Below are 16,733 nucleotides of genomic sequence, written 5' to 3'. Positions count from 1 at the left end.
AATTACGGGTTGATTGTCCAAGAAGCAAAAAACTGCTGTCCAATTAATCCTGCACCTAACACTTGAGTATATTCTTTTCCTCCAATATTTGAAGCCCCTAACTTAAGAGTTGATTTTAGCTTTGGCATATTATAATTAACCTGAGCGTCAATTACAGTAGCCGCGTCAATCATACCATCTACCATTGTAGATTGCCACAAATACTCGCTATTCCATCTTCCACTTATATTAAATCCAAAATTATCAAATAACTTTTCGTTTCCAAATGATGCTTTTACCCTGTGTTTTGGAGTATTAAAACCCGCTTCAAAACTTGGATCTTTTTCTTGATCGAATTTAAATTCCGCATAATTATAGTTCACGCCAACTTCAAAATTTCTATATACTTTTTTAGAAAGTCCAAGACCAAAGCCAAGTGATTTGATTTCTATATCGGTATTCGTATACAATTGATAGGCTCTGTAGTTACCATTTTGAAGTGCATGTAGTGACTGTGCTCCGGAATCCGTCGGCCCTCCTAAAGGATTTGGAGCATCTTGTGCTGTACCATAAAAAGGAGCGACCACATTCAGATTACCGATAAAATCATTATAAATATTATAATACCCATTGATATCAATAGACACATCTTCTATAAATGAACGATATCCTATTTCAAATGCTTTCACCTGTTCAGGTTTTACATAATTTACATCTGTTTTTCTTAGCAAAGCAGACCCAGCAATAGGATTGCTGGATGCTAAAGCACTAAAAGCCCCCACTGACGAAGCAGTGTATGAATTATTGTAAGCATTCAAACCTGTCATAACAACTGAGGTTCCACCAGCAAAAGCTTGCCCAACTGTAGTAGCAACCGGTAAAGTCTCGCTGTATCTTGTTAAATTATCTGGTGCTGAACCAAGCAATATCGCACTTCCCACATTAAATCCAATATACTGATCTTGTGTTGATGGATTTCTAAATCCCGTTTGAAAAGAAGCCCTGAAATTATGTTTTTTACTTTCTCCACCAGAATACACAAGAGAGACTCTCGGAGAAACACTACCATCGAAATTTTTTGATTTATCATAGCGAACAGATCCTGTAAATTTCAATCTGTCATCTATAAATCTTTTTGTTAACTGGGTATAAGCACCATATTCATTATAATTAATAGGACCATTCGCATCTGTATAAATTCTACCATGAGAATTTAATTCATAAAGCCTAAAAGATCCTCCAACTTGGATCTCAGCAAATTTTATAATGTCTTTAAAATTATAATTAGCGTCAGAATGATATATTTTAGAATTATCTACCAGTTTTGAACCTGTAAGCACACTTGGCTCATTAATTACAGTATTAAAAGCAGCTTTAAATTCAGGAGTCCCCGGAAGCAACCTTCCCGTATCCGCCGTATTCCTTGCTATTATATGTGCATTTTCAGAGGTCATCCCCGCTAAAGTAGATTGAATGTAAGCTCCTGCATACTGTCCAAACCATGTTTTATCATCTTTCCATTTTCTATTGATGTTGATTCCTGTGAAAAGCATATCGTACGATTTCCCTCCATCTTCATTAGTAGTATAACCCCTTACAAAAAAGTTCTTCCCTTTTACTTCTAATTTATGCTGTTGCATAAAAAAATCATTTAAATAATATCTATTGGCTCCTTGATAAACTGCGTTTCCAAAACCAAATTTACTTTGCCAAATAACTTCTAAATTTTCATTCCCAAAAGGCCTATAATGAAGTGAAAAATCAATTTTAGTATTACTTGCTTTGTTGTCTGTTAAAGCTACTTCATTGTACCCCGTTCTGCTTACATTATAATTTGGAAGTAAATTCACCGCTGCCGGAGATATTAAACCCAAAGCCGCCAATGATTGCCCAACACCTTTAATATTAGTGGTAACTTCATCACCATACACGTTAATACCATCGTAATTTACATGACTTCTATCTCTTCCCTGAACAGTCTTGTCATCGTAGTTTGTAGCATGCCAATCCGTACCATGCATGTAAGTAAAGTTTACTTTTCCAGCCAATTTTGAACTAAAAGCATGCGCCATTCTTACGCCGTAATCAACAAAATCATTTGATCCAGCTGCATCTTGAACTGTCTGTCCATACTTTGCATAAGCTGTAATTCCTTGACTTGTAAATGGACTTTTACTATTCATAAACAAAATACCATTAAAAGCATTTGCTCCGTATAAGGCAGATGATGCTCCCGGCAACAACTCCACATTTTGAACATCTATTTCAGAAACTCCAATCATATTTCCCAATACAAAATTCAATAATGGCGAAGAATTATCCATTCCGTCAACCAATTGCATAAAACGGGTATTGGCAACCGTAGCAAAACCACGAGTGTTTATTGATTTAAAAGACAAACTGCTTGTATTCATTTGAACTTCTTTTAAGTTTTCTAAACCATCATAAAAAGTCGCAGATGCAGTCTTTTTAATATCCGCAATGCTCATTCTTTCAATGGTAACCGGAGATTCCAATACTCTTTCTGGGGTTCTTGAAGCCGAAACGACAATCTCATTCAGTTTTGTCTCTTCATCACCTAGCTTAACCGTTACTTTTTGATTATTAGAAGAAACCGTTATTTTTTGAGAACTGTAACCTATGCTTGTAATAGTAAGCACAAAAGGTAGTGTTTTTGATGATTTTAAAGTAAATGTTCCATCGAAGTCGGTAATGCTACCTGCGGTTTCTCCAACAATTTTGACGTTGGCTCCAGGAATAGGCTGATTGCTACTGTCTGTAACAATGCCTGAAATTGTGTTTTGAGCAAATGTTAGGTTGCAAAAAAACAATGACAAAAAAAGTAAATACACTCTCATTGGGATATAATTTGTTGGTTTATGACGCCAAAATACAAATATTTTTGATATTAATAAAAAACAGGCTTTAAAATTTCATAATTATCAAAGATTTTGAATCATTTAAACTTATTCTACAATTTTTGTTTTTTGCTTTTTGTTAAAAATTAAGTAAAAAATTCAAAATAACATTATGCACGCATATAATAAATACATTAATCTTAATAATTTTATTAATTATTAGCTATTTAATAAAAGTGAATTGGCCACGAAAAAAAATCATTTTTTAAGCTATTTTTTCAAATTAACGCATACAAACATAAAAAAACCTCGAAAGAAAAATCTTTCGAGGTTTTGTATATCTCAAGCAAACAATATCTTACTATTCTACCGTAACTGATTTTGCTAAATTACGAGGTTGATCTACATTACATCCTCTCATCACAGCAATATGATAGGACAAAAGCTGCAACGGAATTGTAGTAATTAACGGTGACAGCGCATCCGATGTCTCTGGAATTTCGATTACATAGTCCGCCAATTCACGAACTTGAGTATCGCCTTTGGTTACTACCGCAATAATCTTCCCGCTTCTGGATTTAATTTCCTGAATATTACTTACAATTTTATCATAATGACCTTGTTTTGGCGCAATAACCACTACTGGCATATGTTCATCAATTAATGCTATTGGACCATGTTTCATTTCAGCTGCGGGATAACCTTCCGCATGAATATAGGATATCTCTTTAAGCTTTAATGCGCCTTCCAGAGCTACCGGAAAGTTATAACCTCTTCCTAAATACAAACAGTTAGGAGCGTCTTTAAACACAGCCGCAATTTCTTTTGCTCTGTCATTTGTTTGTAAAGCCTCTTTAACTTTTTCAGGAATAATTTCTAATTCTTGCAAATACCTATGAAAGTCAGTGTTAGACATTGTTCCTTTCGCTTTGGCCAAACGCAGCGCCATCATTGTCAAAACAGTGATCTGTGTAGTAAATGCTTTTGTTGAAGCCACACCTATTTCAGGTCCGGCATGGGTATAAGCACCCGCGTGAGTTTCTCTTGAAATAGAAGAACCAACTACATTACAAACCCCAAACACAAATGCACCATGTTCTTTAGCTAATTTAATGGCAGCCATTGTATCAGCAGTTTCACCCGATTGTGAAATTGCAATAACTACATCGCGGCTATTTATTATAGGATTTCTATATCGAAATTCAGAAGCATATTCCACTTCTACCGGAATTCTTGCAAACTCTTCAAATATATATTCTGCGACTAAACCTGCATGCCATGAAGTGCCACAAGCCACAATTATAATTCTGTCTGCATTTAGGAATTTTTCTAAATTATCTTCAATCCCTGACATTTGGATAATTCCTTCATTGGCATGAAGCCTTCCACGATAGGTATCTCTTATAACATCTGGTTGTTCATAAATCTCTTTCAACATAAAGTGATCGTACCCGCCTTTTTCTATTTGCTCCAAATTCATTTGAAGCTCTTGAATATAAGGATCAACTAAAGAATCATCTTTAATTTTTCTCACTTTCATTGGTTTATGCAACCTGATGTTTGCCATCTCACCATCCTCTAAATAAATAGCGTTGGATGTATATTCGATAAATGGAGAAGCATCAGAAGCGATAAAATATTCCCCTTCACCTATACCAATTGCCAACGGACTTCCTAAACGTGCCGCAACAATTTCATCCGGATTCTTTTTATCAAAAACTGCAATTGCATACGCACCGACCACTTGATTTAAAGCAACCTGAACTGCCTTTCCAATTTTTAATTTTTCTTTTTTCTGAACTTCTTCTATAAGATTTACAAGAACTTCAGTATCTGTATCAGAATGAAAGACATAGCCTCTTTTGATTAACTCCTTTTTCAACGGAGCATAATTTTCAATGATTCCATTGTGAATTATAGCCAAATCACCTGAATTAGAAAGATGAGGATGAGAATTAACATCGTTTGGAACGCCATGTGTCGCCCAACGCGTATGACCCATTCCTATCGTTCCATTTATTGAGATTTCTTTAGAGGCTCGCGCTTCCAAATCAACCACCTTACCTTTAGTTTTAGAAATCTTCAAGTTCTCGCCGTCATATAGCATAACGCCCGCACTGTCATAACCTCTATATTCTAATCGTTTCAACCCCTTTATTACAATAGGGTAAGCTTCTCTATATCCGATATATCCAACAATTCCGCACATAATTTTTCTTAATTAGGTTTTGTATAAAAAATTTCAAGTTTTAATCTTTTGTCTTCTGGAACTGTTGATTTTCCACCATAAAGTATTGTCCCTAACGGATTCATTACGCTTGCTTTTGGAGCTTGAGAAATAAATGAATTTGGAGTTTTCATTTTGTAAGAAGCAACAGTATTTATATCTTCCGTAACCACAATACCCAACTTAACGTTTGTTGAATCGGCATTCCTAATAAGGTTTCTAATCTGATTTGTAATTCTGATTTTATAGGTTACGCCTCTTTTGGATGTTGCATCAGTATTTATATTGCCATCAAATACCATTTTTGATTTTTTAGCATCAGTATTTGTCGATGCATCATTATAATAATCAACAACGGGTCTGTTATTTGTTAAATCATACAGATAAACTCTTCTTGGCTCAAAGCTATTTGCCATTGCACCTGCATCTATATGAAAAACAAGATTCGCTTCATTAACCAGCCAACCTTTACTTCTTATGTCTTCCAGTTCGCCAGCAGTACTAAAAAGATCTAGAATAGCCAAAGAACCCTCCCCTCCTTTTAGATATAATTTTTCATCCCCAGCTACAGTATTTCCAGTATTTGGTAACGCATTATAAGCAAGTCCGCTACTTCCAAAATTATTATTCAACAAACTCACAGCATTTCCTGTCATGTTAAGAACTATACTTTTTTTAACTCTCGTGGGATCACCACCGGTTGTCGAAGCCAAATCTTCATTGTAATTAATCGTGATTTTTCCAGCCTTGAAATTCAACATCGCTAAATTTCCGGCGCTACTTCCCGATTTCTCCATTTTAAAATAAATTCCTCTGAAGTACTCTTTAAAAACATCATTTGAAGCTAATTTGCCCGCTATTGCACCGTCAATAATTTTCGATTTAAAATAACTTTTATTCAAATTCAACTGCATTCCCGGAGGCGTTCTTGTAATCGTGACTACTTTCGTAATAGAGTCCGTTGTGCTTACAACATGCTCAGCAGCGTCAAAGAAGAAGTTATCATTCTGAGCCGAATTGGCATCCGTATTTAAACGGCTTCCCACTTTTACATTATCAAAATCAGCATTTTGATCTGTAAAATATTTTTGGGGTTGCTGAAATCCACCTGTAGGATCAGTGTCTCTCATATAATATCCGGACTCATATACTCCTAATTTCATTGGCGCCTTATCTGCTCCATAAATCGAATCTAGTGTATAAACATGGCTCCCATCAGTATTTGTAACCGTTTTTGAAGCGTCATAATAATAAGGAATCGTCAAAACCACGCTTACCACATAAGGCCTGGTACTAACTGCAGTTATAGGAGAAGACAAAGTCAATTGCGTATTGAAATTGGCAGTAGTTTCACCAAAATTAGGGTTATTGTAAATCCCCAATGGATTTATAACAAGATCATTAGATTGAATAGGTCCTGTTTTTTGATTGTAAGCTACTACACTTGATGTATACTTGCTAAGGTCAAAGTGGTTGTCACCAATTAAATCCCCACCAATTACATTATAATCTTTATCACATGAATACAAAAGAATAATGCTAGCCAAAACCAGCATTTTCTTGAAAAAAGAAGTATTGTACATATTTAATAATAAAAGTTTAATTTAAAGAACTTCGTTTTTATAGAAATTAGTATACGCTTCCGCGAATTTGTCTTTCGGGACGAAAGGTAAAAAAGGTTTACCGGAAGATTCTATAAATTTTGTTAAACTTAAAGACAGGTTTTCTGAAGCAATTATGACAGCATCGGAATGCATAACCGTTGCTTTTATAATATTCTCATAATTCGGAATTTCTAAATCTGCAATTGCCTCAGTGGGAACACCGTCAAATTTTACCTTATTAATCATTTCTACATCTAAAGTTCCCTCAAAGGACTGACTATAGACTGAGGTAACAATCTTTGTTTCTGAAAATAAAGCTTCATTTTTATAAAAATGCTTCAGATAAATTGGTAACATGGCTGCCATCCATCCGTGAACATGAATAATATCCGGAACCCAATTCAATTTTTTTACGGTTTCTACAACTCCTTTTGCAAAGAAAATTGCCCGCTCATCATTATCTGGATACATGACCCCTTCTTCATCTGTAAATGTGGCTTTTCTTTTGAAATATTCATCATTATCAATAAAGTAAACCTGTATCCTCTCTTTAGGAATTGAAGCCACTTTAATAATCAATGGCATATCTAAGTCATTTACTACCAAATTCATCCCCGAAAGTCTAATTACTTCGTGTAATTGGTGTCTTCTTTCATTTATATTTCCATATCTAGGCATGAAAATTCTTATTTGCCCTCCCTGATCATTAATCATTTTTGGAACGTCGTAAGACATTAAAGAAACCTCATTTTCAGCGAGATAAGGCACCACTTCAGATGATACATATAATATCCTCTTATCTTTCATATTGTAATTTACTTAGTTTATTGGTAATAAAAACCACGCAAAATTACAAAAATTTATGCAGTTATTAACTAAAATATTATGTTTGCATTTAATTTTAATAATACCGCCATGCATATTTTCTATGGAAAAGCAGCTTTGAGAGACTATTTGAAATCGATCAAAACTTCAGATTCCACCATTGGATTTGTTCCAACTATGGGCGCTTTACATGAAGGTCATTTGGCTTTGATGCAAAAATCGTTACTGGAAAATGAAAATACTATAGTGAGTATTTTTGTAAATCCTACCCAATTCAACAATCCGGAAGATTTAGCAAAATACCCAAGGACTTTAGAAGAAGATGTGAAAAAACTTACTGCATTGAGTCCAAAAATCATTTTGTATGCTCCGACTGTTGAAGATATTTACGATGGGCAACCCAAGTCCCAATCTTTTGATTTCGATGGACTGGAGCATCAAATGGAAGGAGAATTCCGACCTGGACATTTTAATGGCGTTGGGACTATTGTAAAACATCTTTTTGAAATTGTAGAACCTACAAATGCTTATTTTGGCGAGAAGGATTTTCAGCAATTGCAAATTGTCAAGAAAATGGTTGCTAAAGCCAACTTAAAAGTAACTATAATTGGTTGTCCCATTTTCAGGGAATCCAACAATCTTGCCATGAGTTCGCGAAACGAACGTTTATCAGCACAGGAACGAAAAGAAGCAGCGATAATCTATAAAACACTAACCATTGCGAAAGAAAAATTCAAAACAGACAGTGCCAAATCGGTAGCACAATGGGTTCAAAAAGCGTTCGAGAATAACCCTCTTTTTAAATTAGAATATTTCGTGGTTGCAAATGAAGCCACGCTTTTGCCTTGCGTCAGAAAAGACAAAAATAAAAAATATCGTGCTTTTATAGCCGTTTTTGTCAACAATATCCGTTTGATTGACACCATTTCATTAAATTAATTTACTTTTGTACCATGCAAATTCAAGTCGTAAAATCAAAAATACACCGAGTAAAGGTAACTGGAGCCGATTTAAATTATATCGGAAGCATTACTATTGACGAAGCTTTATTAGACGCTTCTAACATCATCGAAGGTGAAAAAGTCTCCATTGTAAACATCAACAATGGAGAGCGCTTTGATACTTATGCTATCAAAGGCGAGAAAAATTCAGGTACCATAACGCTAAATGGTCCAGCTGCCCGAAAAGTGCAAAAAGATGATATCATTATCATTATATCCTATGCAATTTTAGAATTTGAAGAGGCAAAAACCTTCAAGCCCTGGATTATTTTTCCAAATGAAAATGACAATTCGTTGACCTAATTGTTTTAGAAATTTAAATCCTAAGAGCTCTTTATACCCTCTTTTCCAGGAATATGCTCTAACTATACTTCCCAAAATTAAATGCAAGCCATCTCCGTTTTGGGACTGCGTTATTTTTTGCTATTTCTATTTTAATAAAAGTATTATATTGCTGCTCCATTTAGAATAAATTAAATTTCTAAACATCAAAAATCATGAAACAGACATTACTCTTATTACTCTTTTCTATTTCAGTATTTTCTCAAAAAACAATCCAACAATTCGATTCAAATAAACTAGGTGAAAGTCGGGAAATCACAATTGGCTTACCGTCCTCCTATGAAAAAAATCCAACCAAAAAATATCCAATACTGATTTTACTTGATGGAGATTACCTGTTTGACCCATTCTACGGCGCTTTAAACTACGGCACTTATTGGGACGATTTACCAGAAACTATAATCGTAGGCATCAGTCAAAATAAAAAAGACGAACGGACAGAGGATAGTAATTATGACGCAACAGATGGCCTGCCATCAGGAAAAGGGGCTCAATTTTTTGAATTTATCGGAGGTGAATTACTTCCATATCTTGAAAAAAAATACCGTATCGCACCCTTTCGAATTATTGCAGGACATGATACTACAGCAGGTTATTTAAACTTTTTCTTATACAAAGACGTACCATTATTCAATGCCTATATTTCTTTAAGTCCGGAACTTGCTCCAGGCATGGAAAACCGTATTCCAGAAAAACTTTCAAATATTAAACAGCCCATTTTTTATTATCAATCTACTGGAGATGGTGATGTAAAAAAACTTCAGGAACCTATAAAAAATCTGAACCAGAATATGAAACTGGTTACAAATCCTTTAATAAATTACAAGTTTGATGATTTTAGAGGAGCATCACATTATTCCCTTGTACTTTATTCGATTCCAAATGCTTTGTATCAATTTTTTGATTCCTATAAGCCTATTTCATCAACTGAATATACAGAAAAAATCGCCATACTTCAAGCTGGCTATGTCGATTATTTGACCAATAAATACGACGTTCTATCAAAAAATTTAGGTTTAAAAATTCCTATTCGAATAAATGATTTCAAAGCAATTGAAGCTGCAATTCTGAAAAACAAAGCCTATCCCGAATTAGACAAACTGTCTGATATTGCAAAGAAAAACTATCCGAAATCCATGCTTGCTGATTATGAATTAGGACTTATGTATGAAAAAACAGGTGACACAAAAAAAGCAGCAAAATCATATCAAACAGCTTCACAATTAGAAGAAATCGGGACTTTAACCAAAGACATGATGTATCAAAAATATGACGATATGAAAAGTCTAACACCAAAAAAATAATGTCAAAAGTAAAAACTACTTTTTTTTGTCAGAACTGCGGAGCGCAATATGCCAAATGGCAAGGCCAATGTAATTCTTGTAAAGAATGGAATACTATAGCGGAAGAAATCATTCAAAAACAAGAAAAAATAGCCTGGAAAAGTGAATCCACATCCAGTAATAAAGCGCCAAAACCATTGAAAATAAACGAAATTGATTCCACACAGGAAATCCGTATGGATAGTACTGATGGCGAACTCAATCGGGTGCTTGGTGGCGGAATCGTACCGGGTTCTCTCATTCTTTTAGGTGGCGAGCCGGGAATCGGAAAAAGCACACTTTTACTTCAGATATCCTTAAAATTACCTTATAAAACCTTGTACGTTTCTGGTGAAGAAAGTCAAAAACAAATAAAAATGCGTGCTGAAAGAATCACGCCAAGCGGAGACAACTGTTATATTCTTACCGAAACCAAAACTCAAAATATTTTCAAACAAATTGAAGCCATACAGCCTGAAATCGTGATTATAGATTCCATTCAGACGCTTCATACTGATTATATTGAATCGACACCGGGAAGTATTTCTCAAATACGTGAAACTACGGCAGAACTGATAAAATTTGCCAAAGAAACCAATATCCCTGTAATTCTTATTGGCCATATTACCAAAGATGGGAACATTGCCGGGCCAAAAATCCTGGAGCATATGGTGGACACCGTTCTGCAATTTGAAGGAGACAGAAATCACGTATATCGCATTTTACGTTCGTTAAAAAATCGTTTTGGTTCGACTACAGAAATTGGTATTTATGAAATGCTCGGCAATGGTTTACGAGAAGTTTCGAATCCTTCTGAGATATTAATTTCACACAAAGACGAAGAATTATCAGGAACCGCGATTGCCTCCACACTTGAAGGCATGCGACCATTGATGATCGAAATTCAATCTTTGGTAAGTACCGCCGTTTACGGAACACCGCAACGCAGCACAACGGGTTATAATGCCAAAAGATTGAATATGATTCTGGCAGTTTTAGAGAAAAGAGCTGGTTTTCGCTTGGGGGCCAAAGACGTTTTCCTCAACGTAACGGGGGGTATTTCTGTAGATGATCCTGCGATAGATCTAGCGGTTGTGGCAGCCATCCTATCATCGAATGAGGATATTCCGGTAAATAAAGATTTTTGCTTTGCCGGCGAAGTTGGCCTTTCTGGTGAAATACGTCCCGTAAATCGCGTGGACCAACGCATACAAGAAGCAGAAAAATTGGGGTTTTCAACCATTTTTGTATCCAAATATAATAAAATTGCCCTGAAAAATACGGTAATCAAAATTCGATTGGTCGCAAAGATTGAAGACATTGCAAGCGAATTATTTGGATAGTATTGTATTTATTTCCATATAATGATATTGGCCAAAGTCTGTTAATTCGTAATCGCGAATGGATTCTAGATGTATCACACCATTTCAAAAACAAATGAAATAAATGTATTCTTTAGTTTTTATTTGTAACAATTTATCCTTTATGAAAACAAATAACAATACCCTATAAAATCCAAATAAACTATGAATCTAAAAATAAAATGCGTTGGGCTAACGCTACTGTTAATTCCTTTCTTTACCAAAGCCCAGCATGCGGAAAACCAAAATGCTTTCCCTGTCCAGATCGCCATTTCAAATGGAATTATCGAAGGCGAATTCGATGTTAAAACGAATATTCAAAACTTCAAAGGAATTCCCTTTGCACAGCCACCAGTGGGCAATTTACGATGGAAAGCTCCTCAACCTCCAACGAATTGGCCAGGTGTAAAACAAACCAAAAAATTCGGACCGAGAGCAATCCAATCCAATATATTCGGTGATATGGGTTTTAGAAGTGATGGCATGAGCGAAGATTGCCTGTATCTTAATGTTTGGTCTCCCGCCAAATCCGTTAACGAAAAACTGCCCGTTTTAGTTTATTTCTATGGTGGCGGTTTTGCCGCTGGCGATGGATCAGAAAATCGTTATGATGGCGAAAATATGGCAAAAAAAGGAATTGTAACGCTAACGGTTAACTATAGATTAGGGATTTGGGGATTTTTCTCCCATCCTGAACTGAGCAAAGAATCCCCAAATCATGCTTCAGGAAATTATGGATTATTAGACCAAAATGCCGCCCTGAAGTGGGTACAGGCGAATATAGAAAAATTCGGAGGTGATCCAAAACGCGTCACCATTGCTGGAGAATCGGCAGGCTCTATTGCCGTTAGCGCTCAAATGGCTTCCCCTTTATCAAAAGGACTTGTTGCAGGAGCTATTGGCGAAAGCGGCGGTTCCATCTTCCCTACCTTGTCTCCGGTCCCTTTGCTCGAAGGCGAAAAAACAGGCCTCGAATTTGCCAAAAAAATTGGAGCTACATCATTAAAAGAGCTTCGTGCTATGTCCACTTTTGAATTGTATCAAAAATCAGCCGGAACAAGTTTAGGTGTTTTCAAAACCACCATCGATGGTTACTTTTTACCAAAATCTTTGCCAGAAATTTTTGAAGCCAGACAACAAGCTATGGTTCCTCTGTTGTTGGGATGGAATTCAGAGGAAATGAACTACCGTGCTTTACTGGCAGGTAAAGATCTGAACAATGAAAATTATATTCAAAAAATCAAGGAATTATATGGCAATCAAGCCGAGGAAGTCTTAAAATTATATCCCGCAGGAACGCCCGAAATAACGGAGCAATCCGCCACAGATTTAGCGGGTGACCGGTTCATTGCATACAGCACCTGGAAATGGTTCGATTTACATCGAAAAAACAGCTCGCAACCCGTATATCGCTATTATTATGCACATCCCAGACCAGAAATGCGCGACAATGAACTTGAAGCAGGTCTTGCAGGTGGCGTCATTAAAAAAGACAAAAATACTCCGAAAGCACCGCAATCTAAAGGAGCCGTTCATTCTGCAGAAATCGAATATGCCATGGGAAATTTGGCAACAAATAAAAATTATGCCTGGACAGAAGATGATTTCAAAGTTTCTGATGCGATGATGAACTTTTTTGCAAACTTCATTAAAACAGGAAATCCAAACGGAGATAAACTTCCTGTTTGGCCTATAGCAAAAAACGAAGGAAACCCGGAAATCATGATTATTGATGTAAATTCGAAATCACAAAGAGCTGAAAATGATGCCCGTTACCTGTTTTTAGAAAAAGAATATTCGAAAAAATAATTATTTCCGAATTTCATAAAGAAGAGGATGTACTTAAATAAAAGGCATCCTTTTTTTTTGGGTTATACATCAGGCGTTTTTTAAGAAGTGTCTTATTAAAAAAGAGGTTCGGAACCAATTAAATAGTTTCAGGTCAACAAATCTCGTAATTTGTTGTTTTTATCTGAAAGTCAGACGACTGTATATCACTAAATTTATATTCTGCTTAATAAAAATAAAAAATCAGGAATAAGATTGATTATTTTGTTGTAAATTTATCTACTGTTTTTTTATCTAAAGATTGAAAAATGAAACCATCACACCAAACTATGACTCGCCTTTATGAACACTTAGGAAAAGTGTTTTATTGCATTGCGGCCATAGATAAAAGCGTTCGTAAAGAAGAAATCGCACAACTCAAAAAAATTGTACAAACAGAATGGCTTCCGCTTGAAAATACTTTTAATGAATTTGGAGATGACGCAGCGTATGAAATTGAAATTGTTTTTGACTGGCTTGTAGCCAATAAATGGGATACTGAACAGGTAATTCCTGATTTTAAAATTTTCAGAAAAGAGCATGAACACTTGTTTACCTCAGAGGTTATCACTTTGATTCTAAAAACTGCAAATGCTATTGCGAATTCTTTTTTAGAAAAAAACACATCGGAACATATTTTCATAAGTCAACTAAGCACTATTCTGATACAATAATATTGCAATTAAAGCGATTTTAAAAACAATCTACTGTAACATAAAAATCAAAGACATGAAAAAACAAACTGGCATTTGGATAGACTCCTCAAAAGCAATAATTGTTGCTCTTGATGGCGATACAGAAAAAATCACCGAAATAGATTCTGATGTTGAAAACAGCGTTTATCATAATAAGGAAGGCAACAAAGGGACCTTTTCGGGAAGTCATCATGGCAATAGCGATAAAAAATTTGATGACCGAAAAAAACAAGAACTGGATTATTTTATAAAGTCAGTGTTGTCTTATGTTAAAAAATCTGATGAACTCTTTGTTTTTGGTCCGGCACAAACCAAAACAAAACTGGAACAAAAATTAATAGATGGTAATTTGATTGAACCAGGAAAACTGAAATCAGTGGAAACAGCCGACAAAATGACCCTAAATGAAATTGTAGAAAAAGTCCGCCGATTCTACAATCCATTTGAATATAAAAAACCAGAACCTAAAAGTTAAATTAACTCCGACAAATCAATTTAGAAACTACAATGCTTTTTAGGTTGTAGTTTTTTTATGCTTTTTAAAGAAAATAAAATCATTTTTATGCATCAAAATTCTAAAGAAAACCATAAAAAACTTTCCTTTTGTATTATTTTCCTTTTCTTTATAAGCGAGATTCCAAGCGACATAATTCTTAGCTTTTTTTTATAGAATACAAAACTGTTTATGAAAACCGGAAAACAAAAAATAATTCTAACGACAAAAATACTTTGTGTAGTATTTGTTGCGCTGATTATTGCTTTTTACGTTTTCCGTGACGCGGTTTTACAACAGACTATTGCTAAGATTTCTAATGAAATGGAAATTGATTACAACAGTACTTTCTCCGTAAAAAAAGCTTCTTTTGAAGGAATCTCAGGTATAGACCTCTCCGACATAGTAGTAGCGCCAAAAAATGCCGATACTCTTTTTAAAATACAAAAACTGAAAACGACTGTCAATTTGTGGCAATTAGCAATAGGTAATGTACAACTAGGAACTTTAGAAATCAAGAATGGTTTAGTACAGCTTGTAAAGAAAGGGAAAGTGAGAAATTTTGATGCTTTTCTAAAAAAAGACAAGCAAACAGAAATAGGAAACGAAAAAAGAAATTATGCTCAATTTGCCTATAGAATCATCTCAAAAGCACTAAATTTAGTTCCAACAGATATGATTTTGGAAAATCTTTCGTTTCGACTCGATGATAATGGAAAAAAAGCAACGATAAATTTTCAGAAATTGCGATTGGTTAACAAGCAACTCGAAACTTCGATAAAGGTCCAAACCAATACTTTTACACAACACTGGAAAATCAAAGGGTTTGCCGATCCAAGAAATAAAAAAGCGGATATTCGTTTCGTAAATATTGACACCGGCGCCATCAAAGTTCCTTATTTTGACGAACGTTTCAATCTGAAATCGAGCTTTGACTTCATTAGGTTAAATATTGAAAACATAGATAAAGATGGCGACGAACTTCATATTGATGGTTTTATGGCTATCGCCAATTTAAAAGTAAATCATCAAAAAATTGCCAATAAAGATGTTATAATCAAAAACGCCAAATTCGATTACCGCTTCCTGTTAGGTTCTGATTTCATCTCAATTGACAGCACTTCAACCGTTCAGTTCAACAACGTAAAATTTCATCCTTATGTAGCTTACGAAACCGAAAAAGACACCCTTTACAAACTCAAAGTGGTTATCCCAAAAATGAAAGCGCAGGACTTTATTTCTTCGCTTCCTGATGGTTTATTTACCCATTTTCAAGGCATGGAAGCCGAAGGTAATTTTGATTACAATTTGAATTTCATATTCAATAAAAACAAACCCAACCAACTGGTTTTTGACAGCAAACTGAATAAAGAAAATCTAAAAATTACAAAATACGGAGAAGCCAATCTGAATAAACTCAATGGAGAATTTGTATATCGGGCGCTTATAAAAAATATACTGCAACGTCCCGTTTTAGTTGGCTCGGCGAATCCAAATTATACGCCTTTGGACCAAATCTCTCCTTATTTAAGAAAATGCGTTTTAACCACCGAAGATCCTTCTTTCTTTTCGCATCATGGTTTTATCAGCGAGGCATTCAAACAATCCATCGTTAAAAATATTAAAACTAAAAAGTTTTCCCGCGGAGCCAGTACCATCAGCATGCAGCTGATAAAGAATGTTTTTCTTACCCGAGAAAAAACAGTATCGCGCAAACTGGAAGAAATTTTGCTGGTTTACATTCTGGAAAACAACAGAATTGTAAGCAAGGAACGCATGCTTGAAGTATATTTTAATATCATTGAATGGGGGCCGAATGTATATGGAATCGGCGAAGCAAGCAGGTTTTATTTCCAGAAGCGTCCTTCGGAATTGACATTCAATGAATGTCTGTATCTTGCCCGTATTATTCCAAGCCCAAGAAAATTCATGTATCAATTTAACGATCAGGGAAATCTAAAAGATTTTGCTGTAAAACAAGAATCTTTTTTAACCAATATTATGCTAAGAAGAGGCCTGCTAAGTCCTGAAGATACGATTTACAAATCACAACCTGTAATTATTTCAGGGCCGGCAAAATCATTTCTAAGAATAAAAGTTCAGGATACCACACAAATAAAAATCGATTCTTTGGCAGTTGATGAAGAATTCGATCTTTAATTCTATAGAATACCCCGTCAGCGTTTCGAACGTTGACGG

General features: G+C 35.1%; 12 protein-coding genes. 8 read left to right on the top strand and 4 right to left on the bottom strand.

From position 1 onward, the window contains the following. Positions 1–2: 2 nt before the first annotated feature. The 4 genes from ACNQGH_RS07210 to ACNQGH_RS07195 form a co-directional block, all read right to left on the bottom strand. Positions 3–2,837 (bottom strand): TonB-dependent receptor, encoded by a 2,835-nt coding sequence (locus ACNQGH_RS07210; RefSeq protein ID WP_417955308.1) that lies wholly within the window; start codon positions 2,835–2,837, stop codon positions 3–5. A gap of 361 nt (positions 2,838–3,198) precedes the next feature. Beyond that, the gene (gene glmS / locus ACNQGH_RS07205) at positions 3,199–5,046 is read right to left on the bottom strand and encodes a glutamine--fructose-6-phosphate transaminase (isomerizing) (protein WP_417955307.1); all 1,848 of its coding nucleotides are present in this window, start codon (positions 5,044–5,046) and stop codon (positions 3,199–3,201) included. Between the two features lie 8 nt (positions 5,047–5,054). Continuing rightward, the gene (locus ACNQGH_RS07200) at positions 5,055–6,647 is read right to left on the bottom strand and encodes a DUF4270 domain-containing protein (RefSeq protein ID WP_417955306.1); all 1,593 of its coding nucleotides are present in this window, start codon (positions 6,645–6,647) and stop codon (positions 5,055–5,057) included. Positions 6,648–6,668: 21 nt separating this feature from the next. Further along, entirely contained in the window at positions 6,669–7,475 is an 807-nt protein-coding gene (locus ACNQGH_RS07195; RefSeq protein ID WP_417955305.1) for a glycogen/starch synthase, read from the bottom strand. 78 nt (positions 7,476–7,553) lie between these two features. On the opposite strand from ACNQGH_RS07195, the gene panC reads away from it, so the two are divergent. The 8 genes from panC (at position 7,554) to ACNQGH_RS07155 (ending at position 16,694) form a co-directional block, all read left to right on the top strand. Next, positions 7,554–8,432, top strand: coding sequence for a pantoate--beta-alanine ligase (gene panC / locus ACNQGH_RS07190; RefSeq protein ID WP_417955304.1), 879 nt, complete (start codon positions 7,554–7,556; stop codon positions 8,430–8,432). A gap of 14 nt (positions 8,433–8,446) precedes the next feature. Next, entirely contained in the window at positions 8,447–8,797 is a 351-nt protein-coding gene (gene panD / locus ACNQGH_RS07185; protein ID WP_417955303.1) for an aspartate 1-decarboxylase, read from the top strand. A gap of 194 nt (positions 8,798–8,991) precedes the next feature. Continuing rightward, complete coding sequence (locus ACNQGH_RS07180; protein WP_417955302.1) at positions 8,992–10,140, top strand: alpha/beta hydrolase; 1,149 nt, start codon at positions 8,992–8,994, stop codon at positions 10,138–10,140. Beyond that, a complete protein-coding gene (gene radA / locus ACNQGH_RS07175; protein ID WP_417955301.1) occupies positions 10,140–11,501 on the top strand; it encodes a DNA repair protein RadA in 1,362 nt (453 codons plus the stop codon). The genes ACNQGH_RS07180 and radA overlap by 1 nt, the downstream gene beginning before the upstream one ends. Before the next feature lie 183 nt (positions 11,502–11,684). Next, on the top strand, positions 11,685–13,328 hold the full coding sequence (locus ACNQGH_RS07170) for a carboxylesterase/lipase family protein (RefSeq protein WP_417955300.1): 1,644 nt from the start codon (positions 11,685–11,687) through the stop codon (positions 13,326–13,328). 287 nt (positions 13,329–13,615) lie between these two features. Next, on the top strand, positions 13,616–14,020 hold the full coding sequence (locus ACNQGH_RS07165) for a hypothetical protein (protein ID WP_417955299.1): 405 nt from the start codon (positions 13,616–13,618) through the stop codon (positions 14,018–14,020). A gap of 55 nt (positions 14,021–14,075) precedes the next feature. Continuing rightward, positions 14,076–14,516, top strand: coding sequence for a hypothetical protein (locus ACNQGH_RS07160; RefSeq protein ID WP_417955298.1), 441 nt, complete (start codon positions 14,076–14,078; stop codon positions 14,514–14,516). A gap of 210 nt (positions 14,517–14,726) precedes the next feature. Continuing rightward, positions 14,727–16,694: a transglycosylase domain-containing protein gene (locus ACNQGH_RS07155; RefSeq protein WP_417955297.1), complete on the top strand. Its 1,968-nt coding sequence runs from the start codon at positions 14,727–14,729 to the stop codon at positions 16,692–16,694. Positions 16,695–16,733: the final 39 nt, after the last annotated feature.

The organism is Flavobacterium kochi, from assembly GCF_048286715.1.
Classification (GTDB): domain Bacteria; phylum Bacteroidota; class Bacteroidia; order Flavobacteriales; family Flavobacteriaceae; genus Flavobacterium.
This window is presented reverse-complemented; position numbering and strand designations above follow the sequence as displayed.